Origin of the sequence: Dissulfuribacter thermophilus (assembly GCF_001687335.1) — a bacterium.
GTDB lineage: Bacteria > Desulfobacterota > Dissulfuribacteria > Dissulfuribacterales > Dissulfuribacteraceae > Dissulfuribacter > Dissulfuribacter thermophilus.
On record NZ_MAGO01000006.1, the window covers coordinates 115,206 to 137,627 of the forward strand.

Genomic DNA, 22,422 nt, shown 5'->3' on the forward strand with positions numbered 1-22,422 from the left:
ATTGGGGGAAAATATGGCCGGCTACGCAGTTCAAAAGACCATTGCAGAGATCAATGAAAAGATAAAAAAGGGCAAAGCTGTAGTTGTTACAGCAGAGGAGATGATTGACATTGTAAAGACTAAAGGCGAAAAAGAGGCAGCCAAACAGGTAGATGTGGTAACTACTGGCACATTTTCTCCAATGTGTTCCTCTGGGGCTTTCATAAATTTTGGGCACAGCGTTCCAGGGATCAAGGCTGCAAAGGTATGGTTAAACGGAGTGCCTGCATATGCAGGGCTTGCAGCAGTGGATATTTACATTGGCTGTACTGAACCTAGGGAAGGGGATCCTCTGAACAAAGTATATCCAGGGGAATTCCTCTACGGTGGTGGTCATGTTATTCAAGATCTCGTCAGCGGAAAACAGGTACTTTTAGAAGCAGAGGCCTATGGCACCCACTGTTATCCTAGAAAACGCCTAGAAAAAAAGATTACATTAAAGGACCTCCCATTTGCCCAACTTTGTAATCCACGAAATGCCTATCAAAATTACAACTGTGCTGTAAACGTAACGACAAAAACAATTTATACCTATATGGGCACTCTAAAACCAAGGCTAGGCAATGCCAATTACTGTACTTCAGGTCAATTGAGTCCTCTCTTTAATGACCCCTATTATAAGACTATTGGAATCGGGACTAGGATCTTTCTAGGCGGGGGCATTGGATATGTAGTTTCTCCAGGTACCCAGCACAACCCAGATGTTCCAAGGACTGAGAAGGGGCTACCAAAGCGTCCTGCAGGTACACTCATGGTACTAGGAGACCTTAAGGGAATGCATCCAAGGTATCTCACTGGAGTAAGTATCCTCGGTTATGGTTGTTCGCTTGCTGTCGGTATAGGGGTACCGATTCCTATATTAAATGAAGAGATAGCCATGTATACAGGGGTATCTGACGAAGACATAGTGACCCAGGTAGTGGATTACGGCCTCGATTACCCAATGGGTAAGGGACGCCCCCTTGCAGAAGTGACTTATAAAGAACTTCGAAGTGGTTCCATAAGGATAAACGGCAAAGAAGTTCCCACAGCGCCACTTTCAAGTTATGCAAGGGCAAGGGAAATAGCTCAAAAGCTGAAAAAGTGGATAGAAGAGGGCAATTTCCTCCTTTCAGAACCCCAAGAACTTTTGCCATCATCACGTGACTAAGATAGATAGGCTGAGAGAATACCTGAGCACATTAAGGCCGCCCATTGCAGTCGCGTGTTCCGGTGGGGTGGATAGTACTTTTTTGGTGAAAATTGCCCTTGATGTCCATGGGAAACAATGGGTCTATCCTGTTTTTATGGACTCTGTGTTTGTAACAGAAGCGGATCGGTCCTGGATAGAGGCAGTTTCACGCAATTTAGGGGTTCAGGTGCTCAGGTATAAATGGAATCCCTTGTCCTATTTGGAGATTAGATCCAATACAAGGCGACGCTGTTATTGGTGTAAACTACATATGTATTCGATTATTAAAGAAAAAGTAAAAACATTTGGGGTATCACAAATCCTTGATGGGACCCAAGGAGATGATTTGAATCGCGACAGACCTGGTATTTTTGCCATAAAAAAACTAAACATATTGACTCCAATGGCCGATTTATTCTTGACAAAAGATGAAATTCGGTTTGAGTCTAATAAATACAGTTTGGCACCAGCAAACAGGCCCAGTGAATCGTGTCTTGCAACTAAAATTGATTTTGGAATCGTAATAACTAAAAATCAATTAAAACAAATTGAAAATGGCTTAATAAACTGAGAGGCCGTAATCAAGGCTTTTGAGCCAGCACTACATCATTTTTATTTATATACCGGCAAGTTATGCTGGCAAAATATCAGATAAATGGAGGGCAAGATGAATAAGGGACAACTGATTGACCGCATTGCTGAGAATGCAAATTTGCCAAAGAGTGTGGCTGAAAAGGCCTTGAACGGCTTCATTCAGGCTATTACAGAGGCGTTAGAGTCTGGTGAAAAAGTCACTCTCGTAGGCTTTGGGACCTTTTATGTGACTGAAAGGAAGGCAAGGACAGGCATAAATCCAAGTACTGGAAAAACAATCAACATTCCTGCGAAAAAGGTTCCAAAATTTAAAGCTGGTTCCAAGCTTCAAGAGGCTGTTTTGTAGTAAAAAACTATTTTTGGGGAATAAGAGGCAAAGGGCAACTAATAAAAGGCCCTTTAGTCTTGGGTCTTCTTTTATCTTAGAAAAGCCCCAAAGCCACGAGAATGGAGTGGTCAGAGGGGCTTTTTTTATGATTAATATTGTGGGAGAAAAAATTAAAGTCGACCACATCCGTTGCCGATAAATATTACAGCTAACATAGGCCTAAGGAAACGGGTTGGTTACCATGAATGTTTCACCATATCAGATACAAAATGTAATAAGGGCCTACGGTCAGAGGATCGGGAAAAAGGGCCTGATAAGACTTGAATCCGACAATTCTAGATATTCTCCGGATGTGGTTAACATATCTTCTGAGGCAAAACAAAAGCTTATAACCCAAAAGGTGGCCACTGATATTATAGCAAAGGTTAAGGGAAAAGAGGTAACTGATTCGAGGCTAGGGGCATATCTTGCAGAGAAGGTGAGCGAAGAATTGGGAGGAAATTTGGAAATTGCTGGCTCACTTGAAGGAAAAAAGGGGTTAAGATTTCGGGTTATTGACCCTCAAAAAGGAGAGATTCTAAAGGAACTCTCTTCAAAAGATGCAGAAGACCTCATAATGAGGATTTACTCAAAAATAGAAAAAATAGGTAGCGAATAGGGGTTTAACAAAATGAAGATCAACGATACTCACCAGAAATTGCTAGAAGCATACTTAAACCAAGTGCATGCAGTACAAGGACAGCAGGCACAACAGGTGCAAAATGAAAAAAATGCTTCTCAGCAACAAGCAACTCAATCTACTGATAAGGTTGACTTGTCCTCTGGTTCGAGATTGATGCAACAGGTTAATAAGGCTATGTACGTTAAAGAGCCAGAAAGGACAGCCTATGTCAACGCCTTAAGAGATCAGATCCAACAAGGTACTTACCAAGTGAATGCTGATAAGGTTGCAGACAAAATGATGACTGATCTCATCAAGGACTTAGGATAGTTCCTCCTCCTTATTAATCCCCCGCCTGAGGCCCCTTGTTCAAGCTTGGGGCCTTTTAGGGTAAAAACAGAGGCCAAAGGCCTCTTTTTATTTTTTCTCATAAAGATAAATTCCAGCGCCAATACCTTCTAAGAGCTTGATTTATAAAGATTTTCTAATTTTAGAGGTTTATATAATGTCGCATAATATATATTATGTAAAATTAAAACAAACTTTTTTTATTGGGCCTTCTTTTTTATTAGGCCTTCCCTGATGCTATTCGGGCAATTTTTGAATTAATATCCGACAATAAAAGGACGCTTTTCTTTATGTCCTCAAAGATTGAAGGATATTGATCTTGGCCAACCACTCCTAACTCCACAAGGTCAGCCTTTCCCAAAATTACTTGAAGTGGCTGATTGAGTTTATGTGAAGCAGCCCTAATAGACTCAAGGATCGAGTCATGAGTGGCCTGTAATTTAGAATAGGCCCTAAGAACAGAAATTTGGTATCCCTTCATTATATGCTTTGTTAATGTAGAGGCGTTCAGCCCTGAAGACAAAACCAAATCTACACCCAAGACTTCTAATGCCTCTGCGCTATTGAGATCAGAATTTATAACTATAATAAAAATGCAATCTAATCTCCTATTTTGTCGTATGTTTTTTATTTTAGATTTGATTTCATCTTTTTTAGTTAAATCATCCCCGATCAACAGTACGCAAAATTTGTCCTCTAAGGCCAACAATCTCTGTTCCAGAATTTGTTCAGTACCATCTTCAATGGCATCTAGATTTTCAATCCTGTAACCAAATGGGACCAGTTCATCCCCGAGCCCCTTAATGATTTCCTGGTTCACTCCATAAAGAAGGACTGGACCTATTGTGGCCTTACACGAAACCTGATGATTTTTAAACAATAGAGGCTGGCAGTTTTTTTCTACTTCAAGGCCTGTTAAGAGGATCTTTAAGATGTCATCAACTCCTCGAATGTCCACTATGGACTTGCTACAGGTCCCTATCATGAAACACAAATCAAGACCTATGGCCTCTTTTGCCGCTGATGATAGAGCCTTTTTAATCCTACTTGCCACAAAATCTGCCCCTGCTTCATGGGTCTCTTTCAAATGGATGAGAAACGATGAATCACTTAAGAAATAAATTTCATCATAGTTTCTAATTAACGATTTAATCGTATGAATTCCTCTTTCATGCAGGAACCTTGCGGCTATTTCTTTTTCTTCATCTTCATGAAGGCACTGGGGGTCCAATGCAACCAAGATTACCGTTAGATCATAGTCCTGGACCCCTCTTCCCTTTTGAATCAAGGAGCCAAGGATCTTTTTTAAATTCTCTAAAGACGTATTATCGATTTCTATCATCTATTCTTGTCCTCCATGTTTTGGGACCTTAAACCAAAATTTCATTCCGCCTTCAGGTCTATTCTGCGCCCAAACCTCCCCTCCATGGGCCTCGATAATGCTTTTTACAACTGCAAGTCCGAGGCCAGAACCAGGCTCCTCGCCCTCTTCCACTTTTGTCTTTCCTTTGAAGAATGGATCAAACACGTGGGGCAAATCTTTTTCGTCAATACCAGGACCCCGATCTTCGACTTCCAGGATTACTGAATCATCAACTGGTTTCACCTTAACGTAGACCTCAGAACTTTTTGGAGAAAACTTTATTGCGTTGTCCAAAAGGTTTGTGATAGCACGCTGAAGTTGTTTGGAGTCAGCCTTAATTATGGTCAATTCATCGGGGACTTGCATCATTATCTTTATTTTCTTTTCACCTGCCTTTACCTTTATGCCATCAATTATCTCTTCTATTATTTCTTCCAGACTGCACTCCTCCAACGAAAGCGGAACCTTCCCTGCCTCCAATCTCAAAATTTCCAAGATAACATGAATGTAGTTTTCAAGACGCTGGATCTCCCTATAGACGGTCTCTAAGTAGGTCTTTTGTTTGGCATTTAACTCACCTGCCTTCCCATTAAGTAGCCTCAAAATAAAGCCCCCGGCAATTGCAACGGGGGCCTTTAGGTCGTGAGCAAACATAGATATCAAAATATCTCTGTGTTGTTCCAGTTTTTCCTGCTCTCTCCTGTCTCTCAAGAGCTCAATTATTCCATATTGTTTACCCGTAGGATCCGTTATGGATGTCACTGTGATAGAAACCGGTATACGGGTACCTGATTTGTTTATCAAAAAGGTGTCTTCTTTTATTATCTTGGTTTGTTCAAATTCTTCTGAGATTGGACACTTTGCATCACAAAGGCTACTTTTTAGTACCTCATTACACCTTTTGCCTACAGCCTCATTTCGGGTATATCCTGTGAGTTTTTCTGCTTCTCTATTAAATTCAAGGATAGTACCACTGGTATCTATGGCAACAAATCCTATAGGCAAACTAGGAATAATGAGGTTGCATAGTTCCTCATGACCAATACCGTCTTTTAAAATTTTCATTTGCTCACCTGAGGTCAATTATTTGGTTGAGTTTCACACTCCTCTATTACTTTTTGGGCAAGCGTGAAAAAGACCTCTGATGTCTCGTCTCTTTTTGCAGAGATCGGCTCACCAGAATCCCCTCCTATACGTATCTGTGGATCGATGGGGATTTTCGCAAGGAGTGGAATTTGAAAGGCCTTTGCAAGTTTTTCACCACCACCGCTTCCGAATATATCCAGAATATCATCTTCGCTTCCACCTGGCATCTTTAAATATGACATATTTTCAACTATTCCCAAAATTGGTATTTCCTCGGTTTTAAAAAGGCCAATTGCCCTTCTCACATCTGATACAGCCACCTTTTGTGGGGTTGTAACAACTATGACGCCATCCAAGGGGATTGATTTGGTTACAGTGATAGTGGCATCTCCAGTTCCAGGTGGCAAATCCACTATCAAGAAGTCAAGATCGTCCCATTTCACCTTTCCCAAAAATTCTTTTATTGCCTTGTTTACCAGAGGGCCTCTCCATACAATTGGAACCCCCTCCCCTGCCAAAGTGGCTGTAGACATAACTTTCACCCCATATTTTTCCAAGGGAAGAAGCATCCCCTTTGATCCAAGGGGACGATCCTTTATACCCATCATAATGGGGATATCTGGACCATGAAAATCGGCATCGAGGATACCTGTGTTTTTCCCTAATCCCTTAAGTGCAACTGCCAGGTTCACAGATACCGTAGATTTTCCTACCCCACCCTTTCCGCTGGCAACAGCGATTACCCTCTTTACTTTCTTAATTCCTTCCATTTCAGATGGGGCCTGACCAAAGAGTTTTGCGCGTTCCTCGCTGGTCATGGCAGTCATCACAACTTCCACGTAGTTCACACCTGGGACAGCCTTTACAGCCTCTTCAACATCCTGTTTTATTTTTGTCTTTAGAGGACATCCTGCAAAGGTAAGTGAAATGGTAACTCGTACTGCATCGCCACTTATTTCAACATCTTTTACCATACCGAGATCTACTAGGCTTCTATTGAGCTCCGGATCATTAACCCCTTTCAGGGCATCCATAATAGTTTCCTTGGTCACTGCCATTTTTTTTTTATTCCTCCAGACACAAAAGCTTTTATTCACCTCTTTAGGATATTACAATAAAACTCAAAAATGGAAAAACAAAATCCGAATCAATTCTCAATTCAAAATTTGAAAATGAACAAAAGCGATCAAAAAAAACGTCTTGATTCTCTTTTGGTAGATCGTGGCCTATGCCCTTCCCGCTCAAAGGCCCAGGCACTTATATTATCTGGCAAGGTCTTGGTGGACGGGAAGGTCAGAGATAAGCCTGGAATCAGATTTAAACAAGATTGTAACATCACTATTGAGGAGCCTCTAAATCCTTTTGTTAGCAGAGGTGGCCTAAAATTGGAAAAGGCCCTAGATCACTTTTCCATTGATGTCCGAGAAAAAGTCTGTATAGACGTAGGTGCATCCACAGGTGGGTTCACCCACTGTTTATTGATGAGAGGGGCACGGCGCGTTATAGCAATCGATGTAGGCTATGGGCAACTTGACTGGTCATTGAGGAATGATCCCAGGGTCGTTGTCATGGAAAGGACGAATTTTAGGCACATCAATCCAGACTCCTTTCCTTATAAAGATAATGATCTTATAGTGATTGATGTGTCCTTTATATCTCTTAAACTTATTTTACCAGTAGCAAAAGAACTGCTTAGGGCAGATGGCCTTATTGTAGCACTTGTAAAACCCCAGTTTGAAGTCGGTCCCCAACATGTTGGCAAAGGCGGCATAGTAAAAGATCCAAATCTTCACAAAATGGTGGTAGATGAGATTACCCGTTTTTCCCAAGAGCAACTGGCTCTTTTGCCTTTGGGAGTAGTAGAATCCCCTATTCTAGGGGCAAAAGGGAATAAAGAGTTTTTACTGACCTTGAAAGCAAAAACTTCATGTTGTACATGAGAGATTTATTAGATTTGATAATAAAAAAATCAGACAATAATAAAATGGGGCTCACCCGGAGGTAAAAAAGTGGACGAAACTCGATTTTCAGAATTTGCAGACATTGAGGAAGAAGCAGATGAAGTAGTAGAAGAACCCCCCTTATATAAGGTTATACTTTTAAATGATGATTACACTACTATGGATTTTGTTGTGGGAATTTTGGAAGAAATCTTCCATAAAACACCTTCAGAAGCGACTCAGATTATGTTACTCATACACAATACAGGGTCTGGAGTCTGTGGGATTTATCCTAAAGAGATTGCAGAAACTAAAATAGAACAGGTCCACTCTAAGGCGAAAAATGCCGGTTTTCCCCTTAGAGCCGTTATGGAAAAGGAGTAATTTTTCATGATTAATAAAGATCTTGAATTGATGCTTGGTGCAGCTGCAAGAGAGGCCCAGGCAAGACATCATGAATATCTATCTGTGGAACACTTGCTTTACGCCCTACTCCATCACAATGAGGCTTTGACAATTATCACAGCATGTGGTGGGAATCCAGAAAGACTGAAGCAGAGACTAGAACACTTTTTTAATACACATATGGAGACCTTGGAGGAACAACCTACAGAGGCTCCTCAACCTACCCTTGCGCTCCAGCGTGTCCTTCAAAGAACAATAATGCATGTTCAATCAGCAGGGAAAGACGAAGCTGGAATCGGAGATCTCCTTGCTGCCATCATGACAGAAGAAGATTCTTACGCAGTATTCTTTCTAAAACAAGAAGGGATTTCGAGGATTGACATACTAGAATTCATTTCCCACGGCGTATCCAAGGTGCCCTATATTCAGAGAGAAACAGACGATAATCCAACAAAGAAACAGGCACAAGAAGAATCGCAAAAGGCAGCAAAACAGGGCGAGGCCACAGCCCTAGAACATTTCACCATCAACCTCACTCAGCGAGCAAGGGATGGAAAAATTGACCCTTTAGTAGGCCGTAGCCGGGAACTTGAACGCGTCATGCAGGTATTGGTTCGCCGGAGGAAAAACAATCCCATATTTGTCGGAGAACCTGGTGTTGGCAAGACTGCCCTGTGTGAGGGACTAGCAAGGCTTATTGAATCAGGGAACGTACCTGATGAACTCAAAGGTTTTGAAATGTATTCCCTGGACATGGGTTCACTTATTGCCGGAACTAAGTATAGAGGTGAATTCGAGGCGAGGTTAAAAGAGGTATTAAAAGAGCTCAAACAGAGGGAAAAGGTCATTCTGGTAATAGATGAAATCCATACCATCGTAGGAGCTGGTGCCACAAGCGGCGGCTCCCTGGATGCATCAAACATACTTAAGCCAGTCTTACAAGAAGGTGAGATTCGATTTATTGGCTCAACTACTTATGAAGAGTACAGGAATTTCTTTGAAAAAGACCGGGCGCTAACAAGACGTTTTCAAAAGATAGAGATTGGGGAACCAACTGTCGAGGAAACTATTGAGATACTTAAAGGCCTAAAATCCCGTTACGAAGACTACCATGGATGCAAATTTACAGAAGGAGCCTTAAAGGCCGCTGCTAGACTGTCCCAACGCTACATCACTGATAGGTTTCTCCCAGATAAGGCAATAGATGTAATCGATGAGGCAGCAGCAATAGTAAAACTAAAAAAGAGTGGTTCCAAGGCAAAGAGACTTGTCACCCAACGGCACATCGAACAGGTGGTTGCCAAAATCGCAAGGATACCTGCAAGGAGCCTAAGCCGTACAGATCTATCGAGGCTTGAAGACCTAGAACCACGGCTAAAGACGAGGGTATTCGGACAGGACAGAGGAGTGGAACTACTAGTTAGGGCCATTAAAAGGTCCAAGGCAGGATTAGGGCATCCTGACCATCCCATTGGTTCCTTTTTGTTTATTGGTCCTACAGGGGTTGGAAAGACTGAACTTGCCCGTGAGACTGCACGAATACTTGGAATCAACTTCATTCGTTTTGATATGAGTGAATACATGGAAAAGCATTCTGTATCCAGACTAATCGGAGCACCTCCAGGGTATGTTGGCTTTGAACAGGGGGGACTCCTTACGGAAGCTGTTAGAAAGAGCCCCCACTGTGTTTTGTTACTCGACGAAATTGAAAAGGCACATCCAGATGTCTTCAATGTGCTCCTTCAGGTCATGGACTACGCCACCCTCACTGACAATACAGGGAGGAAGACAGACTTTAGGCACACTATTTTGATCATGACATCAAATGTGGGTGCAAGGGAATTGGAACGCCGAACAATTGGCTTTTCTCCTGATAACATTAAAGAAAACGTAGAGAAGGCCGACGCTGCCGTCAAGGAATGCTTTAGTCCTGAATTCAGAAACAGACTGGATGCCGTGATTCCATTCAATCCTTTAACCCCCAAAATTATGGAATCCATTGTTGACAAATTTATAGAGGAGTTGAACACCCAGCTAAAATCCAAAAAAATTGTGGTCAAACTCTCAGCCAAGGCAAGACAGTGGTTTGCCAAACACGGCTATGATGAAAGACGTGGGGCACGTCCTTTATCAAGACTCATACAGGAAAAGATAAAGGATCCATTGGCCGATGTGCTTTTGTTTAGAAAAGAAATGAAGAAGGATAAGGCTACCAAGAGGTTCAATGAAATTGTGGTTGATATTGATCCACAAAAGGAAGTGGTTTTGAAAAGCGAATAATCCCAGATTATACACCTAAAATGGAGCTTTTTAAGCATCTTAGGCAAACTCGCTGCATGATCTGGGATGAACTCTTGACCATTCAGAAAGGATTTTATTCATGCCCATAATAAAAGAGATTACTATAGAGCCAAACTTGCCTTCAAAACTCCTTCCGCTCTTGGACATAGCATATAATCTCTGGTGGACTTGGACTCCAGACGCCATCTACCTCTTTGAAGATATGGACAGGGAGTGCTGGGAAAGAGTAAACCACAATCCAGTGGCACTTCTTGGCACAATAGAACAGCCAAGACTTGAGGAACTTTCCAGTGACGAAGTCTTTTTGGCCCGGATGGAGGCTGTAAAATCTGAACTCGATAGATACCTCGCCTCCAAGACCTGGTACCATAAGGTCAAACAAAATGAGGGACTCATCGCCTACTTTTCTGCAGAGTTCGGGCTGCATGAATCCCTGCCTCTTTATTCAGGTGGCCTCGGTATACTTGCAGGAGATCACATGAAATCAGCAAGTGATTTGGGTTTGCCATTGGTAGGTGTAGGGCTCCTCTATAAACACGGATATCTCACCCAATACCTAAACCCAGATGGTTGGCAGCTTGAAAAATATCCTGCAAACGACTTTTATAAAATGCCCCTTAGACCTGTTATGCAGGATGATGGCACACCGCTGTTAGTGGACATACCTATAGGGGAAAGGACTGTTTGGGCACGGGTATGGGACCTCACAGTGGGGAGAGTCCACATCTATTTGCTCGATACCGACGTTTCGGAAAATTCCAGTGATGACCGCCAGATCACCTCATTTCTATATGGAGGTGATCTCGAGACCAGGCTCAAACAAGAGATCGTCTTAGGCATGGGGGGCATAAGAGCCCTAAACGCCATGGGCAATTGTCCGACAGTGTGCCACATGAATGAAGGACATTCGGCTTTCATGGCAATCGAGAGACTTCTTCAAGTCCGTTTGTCTGAAAATTTTGATTTTGACCAGGCCCTGGAAGTTGTAAAATCCACGAATATTTTCACAACTCATACTCCTGTTCCTGCTGGAATTGACCGTTTCCCCCCAGATCTCATTCAAAGATATTTTAAGGGAATCGTTCAACACCTTGGGATATCAATGGAAAAGTTTCTTGGCCTTGGACGGATTAATCCAAAGGACCATGGTGAACTCTTTTGTATGGCAGTACTTGCCATAAAGATGGCATCTCAGACAAACGGGGTAAGTAAGTTACATGGAGAGGTCTCGAGGAGAATGTGGAGCGCCATTTGGCCCAATATCCCAACCCATGAAGTCCCAATAACCCACATAACAAATGGCATCCACACCCTTGGATGGCTCTCCAGTGAGATGGCCAGACTGTATCAGCGTTACCTTGGATCCCGATGGATAGATGAGCCCACAAATCACTCTATCTGGAAGCGGGTAGCAGGCATACCGAACTTTGAACTCTGGAGGTCCAAGGAGCGTCTGAGGGACCGCTTGATATCCTTTGCCAGATACAGACTTAAAAAGCAGTTGGAAGAAAAGGGCGCCCCCAGATACAAACTCAAGGAAGCAGACGAGGTCCTCGATCCCGAGGCCCTTACCATTGGTTTTGCAAGGCGTTTTGCCACTTACAAGAGGGCTACACTACTATTCAAAGATGTCGAAAGACTAAAAAGAATTCTCACCAATGAGGAACGACCTGTCCAGATCATATTTGCTGGAAAGGCCCATCCTAAGGACAAGGATGGAAAAGAGCTCATTCACAAGATCGTTCAGATGGCCAATCTACCCGAGTTTAGAAAGCACATAGTCTTTATAGAAAATTACGATATCGAAGTAGCCAGATTTCTGGTCCAGGGGGTTGACGTATGGCTAAACACCCCCAGAAGGCCCCTCGAGGCCAGTGGAACCAGTGGAATGAAGGTTACGGCCAACGGCGGAATCAATTTGAGTATCTTAGATGGTTGGTGGGTTGAGGCCTATAATGGTACAAACGGCTGGGCCATTGGGGCCGGTGAAGAATATGATGACCCTGTTTATCAAGATGAAGTAGAAAGTAGGCTCCTATATGAACTCCTTGAAAATACTGTAGTTCCCCTCTTTTATCAGAGAAACAGTCAGAACGTACCTGATGAATGGGTGGAGATGATGAAAAACTCCATCCAGACCATATGTCCCTTTTTCAATACCAACAGGATGGTGGAAGAATATTCCAACCAGTTTTATCTTCCAGGTCTATATCGATGGGAGCTACTCACCAAAGACGGATGGAAGGAGACCAAAGAAATATGCAATTGGAAGCGTAAGATTTATGAGGTTTGGCCCCGTGTAAAGATATTGAAAGTAGAACTTCCAACTGACGACAAACCCAAGGTTGGCGACAGAATTCCTATAAAGGTGATCGTCGACCTTGCTGGTCTCGGGCCAGATGAAGTAAGGGTCGAGGCCTATATCGGCCGTTTCGACGAATTCGGAAATCTCACCGGCGGAAGCCCCCTACCCCTCTTGCCCTCAGGCGAACTGGATGGTAGTGCCCATGTCTTTACAGGGAAAATACTGTGTCTTTCAAGTGGGCGTATTGGCTTTACCGTTAGGTGCTATCCTTATCGTATTGAACTCGGCCACCAATTTGAACTAGGTCAGCTCACTTGGTGGGAGTGAGAATAAAAAATTTAAATAGGAAGAAGGACGGGGCATGGCGAAAAGGGAAAAGCCCCGTCCAATCAAATTGAATTATGCACCGAGTGCCTTGAAAATCCTCTCTTTGATCTCGTCAACTGTACCTACGCCATCAATCCTGATATATTTTGGAGCATTTGGGTCTCCTGATTCTTCCCATTTTTTGTAGAACTCTACCAGAGGTTCTGTCTGAGCGTGATATACCTCAAGGCGCTTTCTTACTGTCTCTTCCTTGTCATCCTCTCTTTGAACTAGGGGTTCACCAGTAACGTCGTCTTTTCCTTCGACCTTTGGTGGGTTGTAGATAATGTGGTAGGTACGGCCAGATGGAAGGTGTACTCTTCTTCCACTCATTCTCTTTATGATCTCTTCATCAGGAACTGCAATCTCAACTACGTAATCAATCTTTACGCCAGCCTCTTTCATGGCCTCTGCCTGGGGGATTGTGCGTGGAAAGCCATCAAATAGAAAGCCCTTTTCACAGTCTGGCTCCTTGATCCTTTCTTTAACAAGGCCTATGATGACATCATCAGGTACAAGCTGACCTGAATCCATGTACTTTTTGGCCTCTTTTCCGAGCTCTGTACCATCCTTAACTGCCTGCCTGAGCATGTCTCCTGTGGAAATCTGGGGAATTCCAAATTTTTCCTTTATGAAATTAGCTTGAGTACCTTTTCCTGCACCTGGTCCTCCCAAAAGAATTAGACGCATAATATGTATCCTCCCTTCTTTTAAAATTTAACTCAAATTTTGCACTTTAAATGCCAAAAGTTTAATCTTATATTGTTAAAGTTGGCACTTAAAGCCTAAAGGAGGCTCGCAATTTTAGGAGACAACTTAAATAGTTATTCATTGTTAATGTCCCCCTTTTCACATCTAATGCACACTTGCGAGCTGCAAAATTTGAGTTAAAAGCCACTATAGGACAAAACTTGAAAAAAGCAATGATGGGTTTTAATTAGATTAATATGATTATCGAAATACGAAATTCAAAACAATATATTATAAATTGATTAATAAATGGTAAATTTATATCGAATCACAATATTCGAATTTCGAATTTTATTTACAGCACTATGAAAGTTTTTGAATATATAAAAAATTATATAGATATACTCAATAACTTGGTAGGACAGTTAATATCGTGGGGATCTGTGGTGCCTTGTATTACTGGTCACTTTTGATGTTGTGTTGCGTTATTGTTTTAATAAGAGTTTCATAGCCACTCAGGAACTGGAATTGACCATCTTTTCAGCTATGTTTTTACTTGGAGCAGGATACACATTGAAAAAAGACTCTCATGTAAGAGTTGATGTGATATATCACCGAGTTAGAAAACGTAAAAAGGCCTTTATAAATTGTATTGGCACAATTATCTTTTTGATCCCAGGATGTTTTTTAGCCATAAAAACAGCGATTCCCTTTGTAGAGGCATCCTGGCGCATTGGAGAGGGTTCGCCTGACCCTGGTGGCCTACCAGCCTATTACCTGATTAAGGGCCTAATCCCATTGGGTTTTTTTCTTTTGGCACTTCAGGCAATTAGCTTTTTTATTGATAATCTCAGGCTGCTTCTAGGCAAGCAGGCCAGAAAGGATGTGAAACATTGAACCCCGAAGCCGCTGGTTGGATGTTTTTGGTCCTCACAGTCCTTTTACTCGTAGGATTCCCCGTGGCCTTTACCCTCCTTGGAACGGCCCTCTTTTTCGGGGTCTATTACATAGGATGGAACTTTTTAAATCTGCTTCCCATTAGAATCTGGGGGATTATGACCAATTTTACCCTCGTTGCCGTTCCTCTATTTATATTTATGGGGGTAATGCTTGAACGGTCTGGTATTGCCAAGGACCTCATTGAGTCCATGGGGAGGATCTTTTCACGATTAAGAGGAGGACTTGCGATATCAGTTGTGGTGGTCGGGGCATTACTCGGAGCCTCTACTGGCATTGTAGGGGCAACAGTTGTCACCATGGGGCTTTTGGCCCTTCCCACAATGCTAGAACATGGTTACAAAAACGAGCTATCCACTGGGACCATTGCTGCATCAGGTACCCTTGGGCAGATCATTCCTCCAAGTATTGTACTTGTTCTACTAGGAGATATCATTGGAGTTTCGGTGGGAGACCTCTTTATGGGAGCACTGATCCCAGGGTTATTGCTGGTGGCCCTCTACTGCCTTTATATCTTTATACGCTCATCAATCTATCCCCATGAGGCCCCGCCCATAACTAATAATATAGAAAATGGAGTGGATGATTCCTCTCCCTCAATCTTAAAATCTCTTATTCCACCCTTAATACTCATGATTATGGTACTTGGTTCTATATTTGCCGGTATAGCATCCCCAACCGAAGCAGCAGGAGTCGGGGCATTTGGTGCTACACTTCTATGCATATTCAAGGGGAGATTCTCATTAAAGATATTAAAAGAGGTCTCTGAATCGACCTGCCGTTTAACTTCAATGGTGTTTATCATACTCGTAGGAGCTGCTGCTTTTGGTTTAGTCTTTAGGGGACTTGGAGGTGACTTCTTTATAAGAGACCTCGTTACCCACATTCCATTTGGAAAATGGGGAGTGCTTGCCATTGTAATGGGGATCGTATTCATTGCTGGATTCTTTCTGGATTTTATCGAGATCACCTTTATTCACATACCAGTACTCGCTCCAATAATGAAAAGCCTTGGTTTTGATCCGGTATGGTTTGCAATACTGTTTGCTATCAATCTCCAGACCTCATTTCTCACACCACCATTTGGATTTGCCCTATTTTACTTAAAAGGGGTTGCTCCACCTCAGGTGACAACCCCTCAAATCTACCGTGGGATAATACCCTTTGTATTTCTACAACTCCTTGCCCTTTTACTCGTTGTCTTGTTTCCAGGCCTTGCTACCTGGTTACCCACTGTTTTAGGAGACTAGATGATATTCGTATAGTATTCTTGCTCTGAAATATTGGCCCATGGTGCCATTAGGGCTTGAAACGCCTTGAAATCTTCATGTACTTTTTTGGCCATCTTGTCTTTTTGGGCCTCTTGTTCAATGGTCTCTTTGGCAACTTTCCTAAGTTTTTTGAGTACCTGTGGAGGAAAGTGCCTCAAATTCACCTTGTGATCATTCATCAATTTCTTGAGAGCCTTTGCATTTTCATACTCGAATTCTGTAAGCATCTGTATATTTAATTCTGCACACGCAACATCAAGGACCTGTTTTAGATCCTCTGGAAGTGCATCGTGGGCCTTCTTGTTAACAATGAATTCTAAGGCACTGCCTGGTTCATGCCATCCTGGGCCGTAATAATATTTTGCCACCTTGTGAAAGCCCATCCGTATGTCATGGGCAGGCCCCACCCATTCAGTAGCATCTATTACTCCTCGTTCTAGAGAAGTGTATATCTCACCACCAGGTAAAAGTACCACTGTAGCCCCTACTTTCTTTATCACTTTTCCTCCGAGGCCTGGGATGCGCATCTTGAGGCCTTTGAAGTCATCGATGGTGTTGATCTCTTTATTGAACCATCCCCCCATTTGCACCCCGGTATTTCCTGCAGGGCGCGGAACTATATTAAAGTTTGAGTATAGTTCCCTCCAAAGTTTAAGACCATTTCCCTGATAGAACCAGGTATTCATGCCCTGTGCATTTAGACCAAACGGAATTGAAGTAAACCATTGAAATGCCGGATTTTTCCCTGCCCAATAGTATGAGGCACTATGACCACATTCAACGGTACCTTGGCTAACGGCGTCAAATACACCTAAAGGAGGGACAAGTTCCCCACCTGCATATACCTGTATCATCAGTCTACCACCACTTAGCTCCCCTACTCTTTTGGCAAGGCGTTCAGCACCGGTCTGAAGTATGGGAAAGTTGGGCGGCCATGAGGTTACCATACGCCACAAGAATCTTTTTTCAGCACTATAGGCCTTGCGTGAATGAGACAGAGCTGTAGCTCCAAGGGCAGCTGCTCCCACCTTTTTCAAGAAACTGCGTCTTTCCATTTTTTCCCTCCTTTTTATCCTGATCCTTGAGCTGGCAAGCTTGCCATCAAGATTTGAATTTCATAACTCTGCAAGTGGTCGAAGCCAATCAAGCATTTGGATTCAAAAAAATCAAATCATTCAAATAGTGACTAAGTGTAAAAATAGGTTACCACCTATTTAATCATGCATCAATAACTGCCAATTTTGTGCTCAAACTGCCAAATAAAACAATATGGAATCATCACCTCAAGAGAGCATATCCAAGGATCGAATCAGGTAGACGCAGGAAAGTTTAAGGTGTAACCTTTAAAATAGACACAATTAAGTCAATATGTAATAATTGCGGTTTATAGTATAGCTTGGAATTAAGTACTGGGAGGTGCTATACGTGGGATTTGTTATGAGAAATTTTAATATGTTTAAGGCTGTATGGTTAATAGTCACTTGTTGCTTTTTGTTCCCATCAACCTTATTGGCCCTTGAGGGCAAATATTATGTGGTTCCCAAGGCAGAATTACCTATTAGAAGCGGAAAAGGCACCAATTATAAGATACTAGCCATAGTGAAAGAAGGCACATCAGTTGAAGTCTTACGAGAAGACGGACCTTGGGCCAATGTCAGGCTGGCAGATGGAAAAGAAGGTTGGATCCTCTCTAGATATTTAAGTTCAGAAGAACCCCCTAGAAAACAAGTTAAAATGTTGAGGGACCAGCTCTCCCTATTGAAGAACGAACTATCCTCAACACAAACAAGGCTAGCAAAGTTAAGAGAACAACTCAAGGCCTGTGAAGCAGAAAAAGAAGGCTGTCTGGCCAAACAAAGCGATATAACAAATAAATACAACTTATTACTTACAGATTCAAAAAACGTTACGACCCTAAAGGCCAAATATGAAAAGCAGCTTTTAGAAATAGACAGGCTTAAAAATGAATTGACGATATTAAGGCGCGAAAATTCCCAACTAAAAAATGATCAGAATGTGAAGTGGTTCTTAGCCGGAAGTGGAGTACTCATATTGGGTTGGATTGTAGGTTATCTTCTGGGAAGACGGAGAAAAAGGAGATTTTCCACCCTATTGTAAAGGGCATACTGTAGTGCTCTTGCATCTATCCCTCACCTTATGGTATTGGAATGAGGTATAAAAAAGCCAATTAGCACAAGGAGCCAGTAGCCATGGGGGGAAGGGAGCCAAGACAAATGGAAGACATCGGTCTAATTCATCCTGAAGGGAGATTTCTAGAACCCAAAGGGCCTATCCTTATTGGTCTTCACAGACCAAATTACTTCGTGAAAAATCTTAGGAAAAATTCTCACTATATAAAATTGGGGGTAACGCTTGATGGTCAAGATGTCACAAATGAATGCAACTTCCCCAATGATGACGTCAAGGTAGAGTGTGGAGAGCCTGTCTTCGAGATAAAAAATCCGTTTCCATTCTATGGGACCACCTATATCCTTAAGTATGCTGCAGATAGGTTTAAAAACGACCCGCTTTCCTTCAGGTTTAAAAGGTCTTTTGATATAACGAACGACGAAGATTCTATTTTTGAGGAGATACTTGAAGGCAGGGTACTTGCAGGTGGCAATAAGACAGTAGCTCTTCATCACTTTCCAAGGCATGTTCTTCTTTCCCTTGCGGTAAATTCTAAGAGTCCAAAGGTGTTACAGGCACTGTCGGAAATCGCCTGTGACCTCGTCCAAGATCATCATGGAAATCCAATTGGCCTCAAGTTTGTAAAGGGAGATGATGAAAGGCCACACCCATTAATCCACGACAAGGCCCTATTTGAGGCAGTGGCAAACAATCCAAATCTCCCAGATAGTTACAAAAGGGTAATGGTTTTGAATCCAGGTGTTCAGGGCCAAAATCCAATAGTTGGTGAGTACATAAACGATAAAACCCATGTTTGGGAATATCTTAGGAAAAATAGCTACATACCCTGGGGGCACTTTGCCTCAAATATGGCACAAGACGCCATACGCTATAGTGTTAACGACTTGACATTAGAAGATATAAAAGGATTACGTTTTTTATATTATCAAAGAATATATTGTCAGCTTGCGACGTCCCTTGGAATTACTATTAGTGAAGAGGGCTTTTCTTCAGACAAAGAACTCGAAGAGTTTCGTATAACATTGCTAGGAAACGTAAAAAAAACCATAGATAGTGGCAAAGACATCCCATTTAATGCAAACCTTTGGGGCTGGAATTATGGCTTTGGATATGCATCCAGCGGCTATAGGCTTCACGCCTCACATCAACAAATTCACAATCAATATGCACTCGTACCCAAAAGATGTGCCAAAGAGGTCTCAGCATATGTGGTAGGAGACCTAGTTAGGGATTTTATATGGCGATATGAGGCAAAATTTAAAACTTCCTTTTTTGATGCCTATATAGAGGCAATAAGATCGAATAGTAGAACTGATGGAAGCGGTGAAGGACCAAAAGAACTCATAATCTTTGAGGATGAAAACGTCATGGCCTTTTGCCCAAAGGCACAGCGTTCTCAGGGTGAAGTTCAGCTTATGGCCAAAAGACCAGTTGGTAACATCCTTGAAGCTGATAGCTCTATGCGTAACTCCATTGACAAAGGAATCCTCCTTGTCATGAAGGCATTATCACGCCTGGGCGCTGAGATGATTACTGTTTATGAAGTGTCAAAGAGATACGATGATCTCAATAGTTGTCAGCGTCTCTTTTATTGCTTTTTGCCAAGGCATGAAAATTCACCAGGTTCGATGAGTGAAGCCCAGGGAAGATGGATTACAGGGCACTATCCAGAAGACTTTGCATGGGCGCTGAGGAACCATATTGAGAATAGGTTGATCCAGTAGTTCATCTCAGATTATGCACTTCAAATGCCTGAAAAAATAATTTTCAAAGTTTTCGCAATTTCATCGAATGGGCTTGCGTTGTCGGGCATTTGAAGTACCAAAAACTGGCGAACTGCATAATCTGAGTCCATGCATTAAAACAACATGAAGTCTTCCTGGCCCTCCTGTGCCTTTTCCATCTTTTCTTTAATGCGTTTTTTGTCTTTTTTCTGCTTAAATAGACGCAGGCTCTTTTCATACTGGTACCAGGCCTCGTCATAATCGCCATTTTTATAGTAGGCATCGCCCAGATGCTCATTAATAATAGGATCATCTGGTACCCGGCTTACGGCCTTCTTTAGTACCTCGATTGCCTGGCCAATTCTACCTTTTTTATAATAAACCCATCCGAGACTATCCAAGATGTAGCCATCGTCCGGTCTCTTTTTTAAGGCCTTTTTTATGAGGTCCTCGGCCTCACCAAGCTTAATACCCATTTCAGCATAGGTATAACCTATAAAATTCAAAGCAGATGGATTCTCAGGATCAGTCTCTAGGATCTTCTTTGCGGTCTCTATGGCCTGGTCTCGTCTACCTATTTCATCTAATAAAAGGGCCATCTCTAAAAGCACCTCATTAATCTGAGACCTGTGGGCAATGTTTTTATTCGATTCGACTTCCTCTAAAACATGGAGCGCACCTTTGTAATCACCCTCTTCTTTTAGAATTTTTGCTATCCTAATCCTCGCAAGGATATAAATAGGCTCTTCTTCTCTTATCTTTTCATACGAATGCTTAGCCTTATCCTTCTGCCCCAATCCTTCCAGGGCTAAACCTCTATAAAAATGGAGTTGAGGGCTGTCTGGAAACAGTATTTGGAGCCTGTCTAAGACTTCAAGGGCCTTTTGATACTGTCCAAGATCGAGATAATATCCTATTGTCCGAAATCCGACTCGAGGGTCACTAGAATCTTGATTATAGAATTCGTCTATTTCTTTTAAGGCCTTTTCGTTTCTGCCAGCATCTATCAAAAATCTTATATAATCATCCCGTGCCTTGAGGTCTTGTGGGCGTCTATGTAAATAGGTATCAAATGCGCCTATGGCATCTTCCACATCCCCTCTTTTCTTATAAATTAATGCCAAACCATAATATGCATCGACCATGTTGGGATTCAATTGGACTGCCTTTTTAAAATGCCTTTCCGCATCCACTAATTTATTTGAATCAAAATATAGTCTTCCGAGATAGTAATGAATCATAAAGGAATTTTGGGTTTCCTCTTTAAGGGAACGCTCCAGTACATCTATTGCCTTGTCATATTGCTTTATTTCCATATAGATATTCCCCAGGAAAAACAGGGCCTGTGTGTTTCCTGGGGCTTTATCAAGGGCCTTTTCAAGGACTTCTATGGCATCTTTGATGCGATTGGAGTGGACATAGATCCTAGCCAGTAAGATCATGGTGTCAACATCGTTTGGAGACTGTTTAAGCACAGCCTCTGCCCAATACCTTGCCTCATTGAAGTTTTTTTTATGTATTGCTATTTCAGCTAATTCTTTGAGTATGTTGACTTCATTAGGATCCTTTTTGAGGGCGGTCTTAAAGGACCGCTCAGCCTCATCAAATTTCCCGTTGGCCTTTTCTATAAGGCCCTTCATAAAATAGGCATAAGACGCGGAATGATCTAAATCAGAGTTTGCAAGGGCTTTGGGCGGATACAAAAAAAAGACAGAAAAAATATATATAAAAAACAACTTAAATAAAAGTTTTCTCATTCTTGTTCAAAAACCTCTGTATAATTTTCTATATCAGGGATACGCTTTTTTAAGAACTTCTTTAACTTCTGTTTAATCCTCGATTCAATCTGCCTTATTCTTTCCCTTGAAACCCCAAATTCTTCGCCAATTTCTTGCAGGGTCTTGGGTTCATCAGTCAACATCCTCTGATCGAATATGACACGCTCCTTGTCATTCAGGGTCTCTCTAAAGGCCATCATGTGCTCAGCAAGTTGCTCCTGGATCTCTTCACGTGCAATCTCAGTTTCGAGTGATGGACCAGAGGTCTTAAGAAAATCTATGTGCTTTTCATCAGCATCTTCCTTGATAGGAGAATCAAGGCTAACCTCCCAAGACCCCATGCGCTGTTCCATATCGATTACATCTTGCTCAGAGACATTTAGTCTCTGAGATATAAGTTTAGGGACTGGGTCAAAGCCAAGGGCAAAAAGACGCTCTTTCTCTTTGTTCAGATTGTAAAAGAGCTTTCTTTGAGCTTGAGTAGTCCCAATCTTTACCAGCCTCCAATTGTCCATAATAAACTTTAAGATATAGGCCTTTATCCAAAACGAGGCATAATAAGAAAATTTGACCCCTTTATAGGGATTAAATTTCTTCACTGCCTGCATGAGGCCGATATTCCCTTCTTGAATGAGATCCAAAAAGTTCTGCATCCAAAATTTTTGGAAATCAAGGGCTATCTTTACAACAAGCCTCAGGTTTGCCGTAACAATTTTCGAGGCAATGGCCGGATCCTTTGTTTCATAGTATTCCTTTGTAAGCCTCTCTTCTTCCTCCTTGCTCAAAAGGGGATATCTATTGATCTCTGCCAGATATTGAGAAAGGGGATCCTGTGCCTTTGCCGGAAGTTGTGTAACATCACTGGCATTTTGTTCAGCAGGCAGGTTTAGGACAACATCCTGTTTTTTTTCAAGGGTATCAACTTTTCTCTTTTTGCCCATTTT

Annotated in this window: 20 protein-coding genes; 13 read left to right on the forward strand and 7 right to left on the reverse strand. The window is 42.1% G+C overall.

Annotation, left to right across the window (positions count from 1 at the left end):
• The first annotated feature begins 13 nt into the window (after positions 1-13).
• The 5 genes from DBT_RS06520 to flgM all read left to right on the forward strand — a co-directional run bounded on the left by DBT_RS06520 (position 14) and on the right by flgM (position 3,123).
• On the forward strand, positions 14-1,189 hold the full coding sequence (locus DBT_RS06520) for a homocysteine biosynthesis protein (protein ID WP_067618059.1): 1,176 nt from the start codon (positions 14-16) through the stop codon (positions 1,187-1,189).
• On the forward strand, positions 1,182-1,781 hold the full coding sequence (gene larE / locus DBT_RS06525) for an ATP-dependent sacrificial sulfur transferase LarE (RefSeq protein WP_067618061.1): 600 nt from the start codon (positions 1,182-1,184) through the stop codon (positions 1,779-1,781). Before DBT_RS06520 ends, larE begins: the two co-directional genes overlap by 8 nt.
• A 96-nt stretch (positions 1,782-1,877) precedes the next feature.
• A complete protein-coding gene (locus DBT_RS06530; protein ID WP_067618063.1) occupies positions 1,878-2,150 on the forward strand; it encodes an HU family DNA-binding protein in 273 nt (90 codons plus the stop codon).
• Between the two features lie 223 nt (positions 2,151-2,373).
• Complete coding sequence (locus DBT_RS06535) at positions 2,374-2,790, forward strand: DVU0524 family FlgM-associated protein (protein ID WP_067618065.1); 417 nt, start codon at positions 2,374-2,376, stop codon at positions 2,788-2,790.
• Positions 2,791-2,802: 12 nt separating this feature from the next.
• The gene (gene flgM / locus DBT_RS06540) at positions 2,803-3,123 is read left to right on the forward strand and encodes a flagellar biosynthesis anti-sigma factor FlgM (RefSeq protein ID WP_067618070.1); all 321 of its coding nucleotides are present in this window, start codon (positions 2,803-2,805) and stop codon (positions 3,121-3,123) included.
• Positions 3,124-3,361: 238 nt separating this feature from the next.
• Here the strand turns inward: flgM and DBT_RS06545 are convergent, their stop codons facing one another.
• From DBT_RS06545 to DBT_RS06555, 3 genes are read right to left on the reverse strand one after another with little or no spacing between them, the layout of a single operon-like run.
• On the reverse strand, positions 3,362-4,483 hold the full coding sequence (locus tag DBT_RS06545; protein ID WP_067618072.1) for a hypothetical protein: 1,122 nt from the start codon (positions 4,481-4,483) through the stop codon (positions 3,362-3,364).
• Positions 4,484-5,569 (reverse strand): PAS domain-containing sensor histidine kinase, encoded by a 1,086-nt coding sequence (locus tag DBT_RS06550; RefSeq protein WP_141674234.1) that lies wholly within the window; start codon positions 5,567-5,569, stop codon positions 4,484-4,486. It lies immediately after the preceding gene.
• 14 nt (positions 5,570-5,583) lie between these two features.
• On the reverse strand, positions 5,584-6,648 hold the full coding sequence (locus DBT_RS06555) for an Mrp/NBP35 family ATP-binding protein (RefSeq protein ID WP_067618077.1): 1,065 nt from the start codon (positions 6,646-6,648) through the stop codon (positions 5,584-5,586).
• Positions 6,649-6,762: 114 nt separating this feature from the next.
• Here DBT_RS06555 and DBT_RS06560 point away from each other — a divergent pair, with 114 nt between their 5' ends.
• The 4 genes from DBT_RS06560 to glgP all read left to right on the forward strand — a co-directional run bounded on the left by DBT_RS06560 (position 6,763) and on the right by glgP (position 12,868).
• Entirely contained in the window at positions 6,763-7,530 is a 768-nt protein-coding gene (locus DBT_RS06560) for a TlyA family RNA methyltransferase (RefSeq protein ID WP_067618231.1), read from the forward strand.
• Positions 7,531-7,599: 69 nt separating this feature from the next.
• Positions 7,600-7,914, forward strand: a complete 315-nt coding sequence (gene clpS / locus DBT_RS06565; RefSeq protein WP_067618079.1) for an ATP-dependent Clp protease adapter ClpS — start codon at positions 7,600-7,602, stop codon at positions 7,912-7,914.
• A gap of 6 nt (positions 7,915-7,920) precedes the next feature.
• Positions 7,921-10,215, forward strand: coding sequence for an ATP-dependent Clp protease ATP-binding subunit ClpA (gene clpA, locus DBT_RS06570; protein WP_067618081.1), 2,295 nt, complete (start codon positions 7,921-7,923; stop codon positions 10,213-10,215).
• A gap of 100 nt (positions 10,216-10,315) precedes the next feature.
• Complete coding sequence (gene glgP, locus DBT_RS06575) at positions 10,316-12,868, forward strand: alpha-glucan family phosphorylase (RefSeq protein ID WP_067618082.1); 2,553 nt, start codon at positions 10,316-10,318, stop codon at positions 12,866-12,868.
• A 72-nt stretch (positions 12,869-12,940) separates the two neighbouring features.
• Here glgP and adk read toward each other — a convergent pair whose 3' ends face one another.
• Entirely contained in the window at positions 12,941-13,597 is a 657-nt protein-coding gene (adk, locus tag DBT_RS06580) for an adenylate kinase (protein ID WP_067618083.1), read from the reverse strand.
• 477 nt (positions 13,598-14,074) lie between these two features.
• On the opposite strand from adk, the gene DBT_RS06585 reads away from it, so the two are divergent.
• Both DBT_RS06585 and DBT_RS06590 read left to right on the forward strand, forming a co-directional pair.
• Entirely contained in the window at positions 14,075-14,494 is a 420-nt protein-coding gene (locus DBT_RS06585) for a TRAP transporter small permease subunit (protein WP_244155327.1), read from the forward strand.
• A gap of 20 nt (positions 14,495-14,514) precedes the next feature.
• Positions 14,515-15,804, forward strand: coding sequence for a TRAP transporter large permease (locus tag DBT_RS06590; RefSeq protein ID WP_067618085.1), 1,290 nt, complete (start codon positions 14,515-14,517; stop codon positions 15,802-15,804).
• On the opposite strand, the gene DBT_RS06595 is transcribed toward DBT_RS06590, so the two are convergent.
• A complete protein-coding gene (locus DBT_RS06595; protein ID WP_067618087.1) occupies positions 15,801-16,880 on the reverse strand; it encodes a TRAP transporter substrate-binding protein in 1,080 nt (359 codons plus the stop codon). The two genes, DBT_RS06590 and DBT_RS06595, sit on opposite strands and share 4 nt — an antisense overlap.
• A 397-nt stretch (positions 16,881-17,277) precedes the next feature.
• Between DBT_RS06595 and DBT_RS06600 the strand changes: the two genes are divergently transcribed.
• Positions 17,278-17,943: a TIGR04211 family SH3 domain-containing protein gene (locus tag DBT_RS06600; RefSeq protein WP_161939928.1), complete on the forward strand. Its 666-nt coding sequence runs from the start codon at positions 17,278-17,280 to the stop codon at positions 17,941-17,943.
• Positions 17,944-18,035: 92 nt separating this feature from the next.
• Positions 18,036-19,700, forward strand: a complete 1,665-nt coding sequence (locus DBT_RS06605) for an HIT family protein (RefSeq protein WP_083186681.1) — start codon at positions 18,036-18,038, stop codon at positions 19,698-19,700.
• Positions 19,701-19,834: 134 nt separating this feature from the next.
• On the opposite strand, the gene DBT_RS06610 is transcribed toward DBT_RS06605, so the two are convergent.
• Both DBT_RS06610 and DBT_RS06615 read right to left on the reverse strand, forming a co-directional pair.
• Positions 19,835-21,436, reverse strand: coding sequence for a tetratricopeptide repeat protein (locus DBT_RS06610; RefSeq protein ID WP_161939929.1), 1,602 nt, complete (start codon positions 21,434-21,436; stop codon positions 19,835-19,837).
• 17 nt (positions 21,437-21,453) lie between these two features.
• Positions 21,454-22,419, reverse strand: coding sequence for a sigma-70 family RNA polymerase sigma factor (locus tag DBT_RS06615; RefSeq protein WP_067618094.1), 966 nt, complete (start codon positions 22,417-22,419; stop codon positions 21,454-21,456).
• Positions 22,420-22,422: the final 3 nt, after the last annotated feature.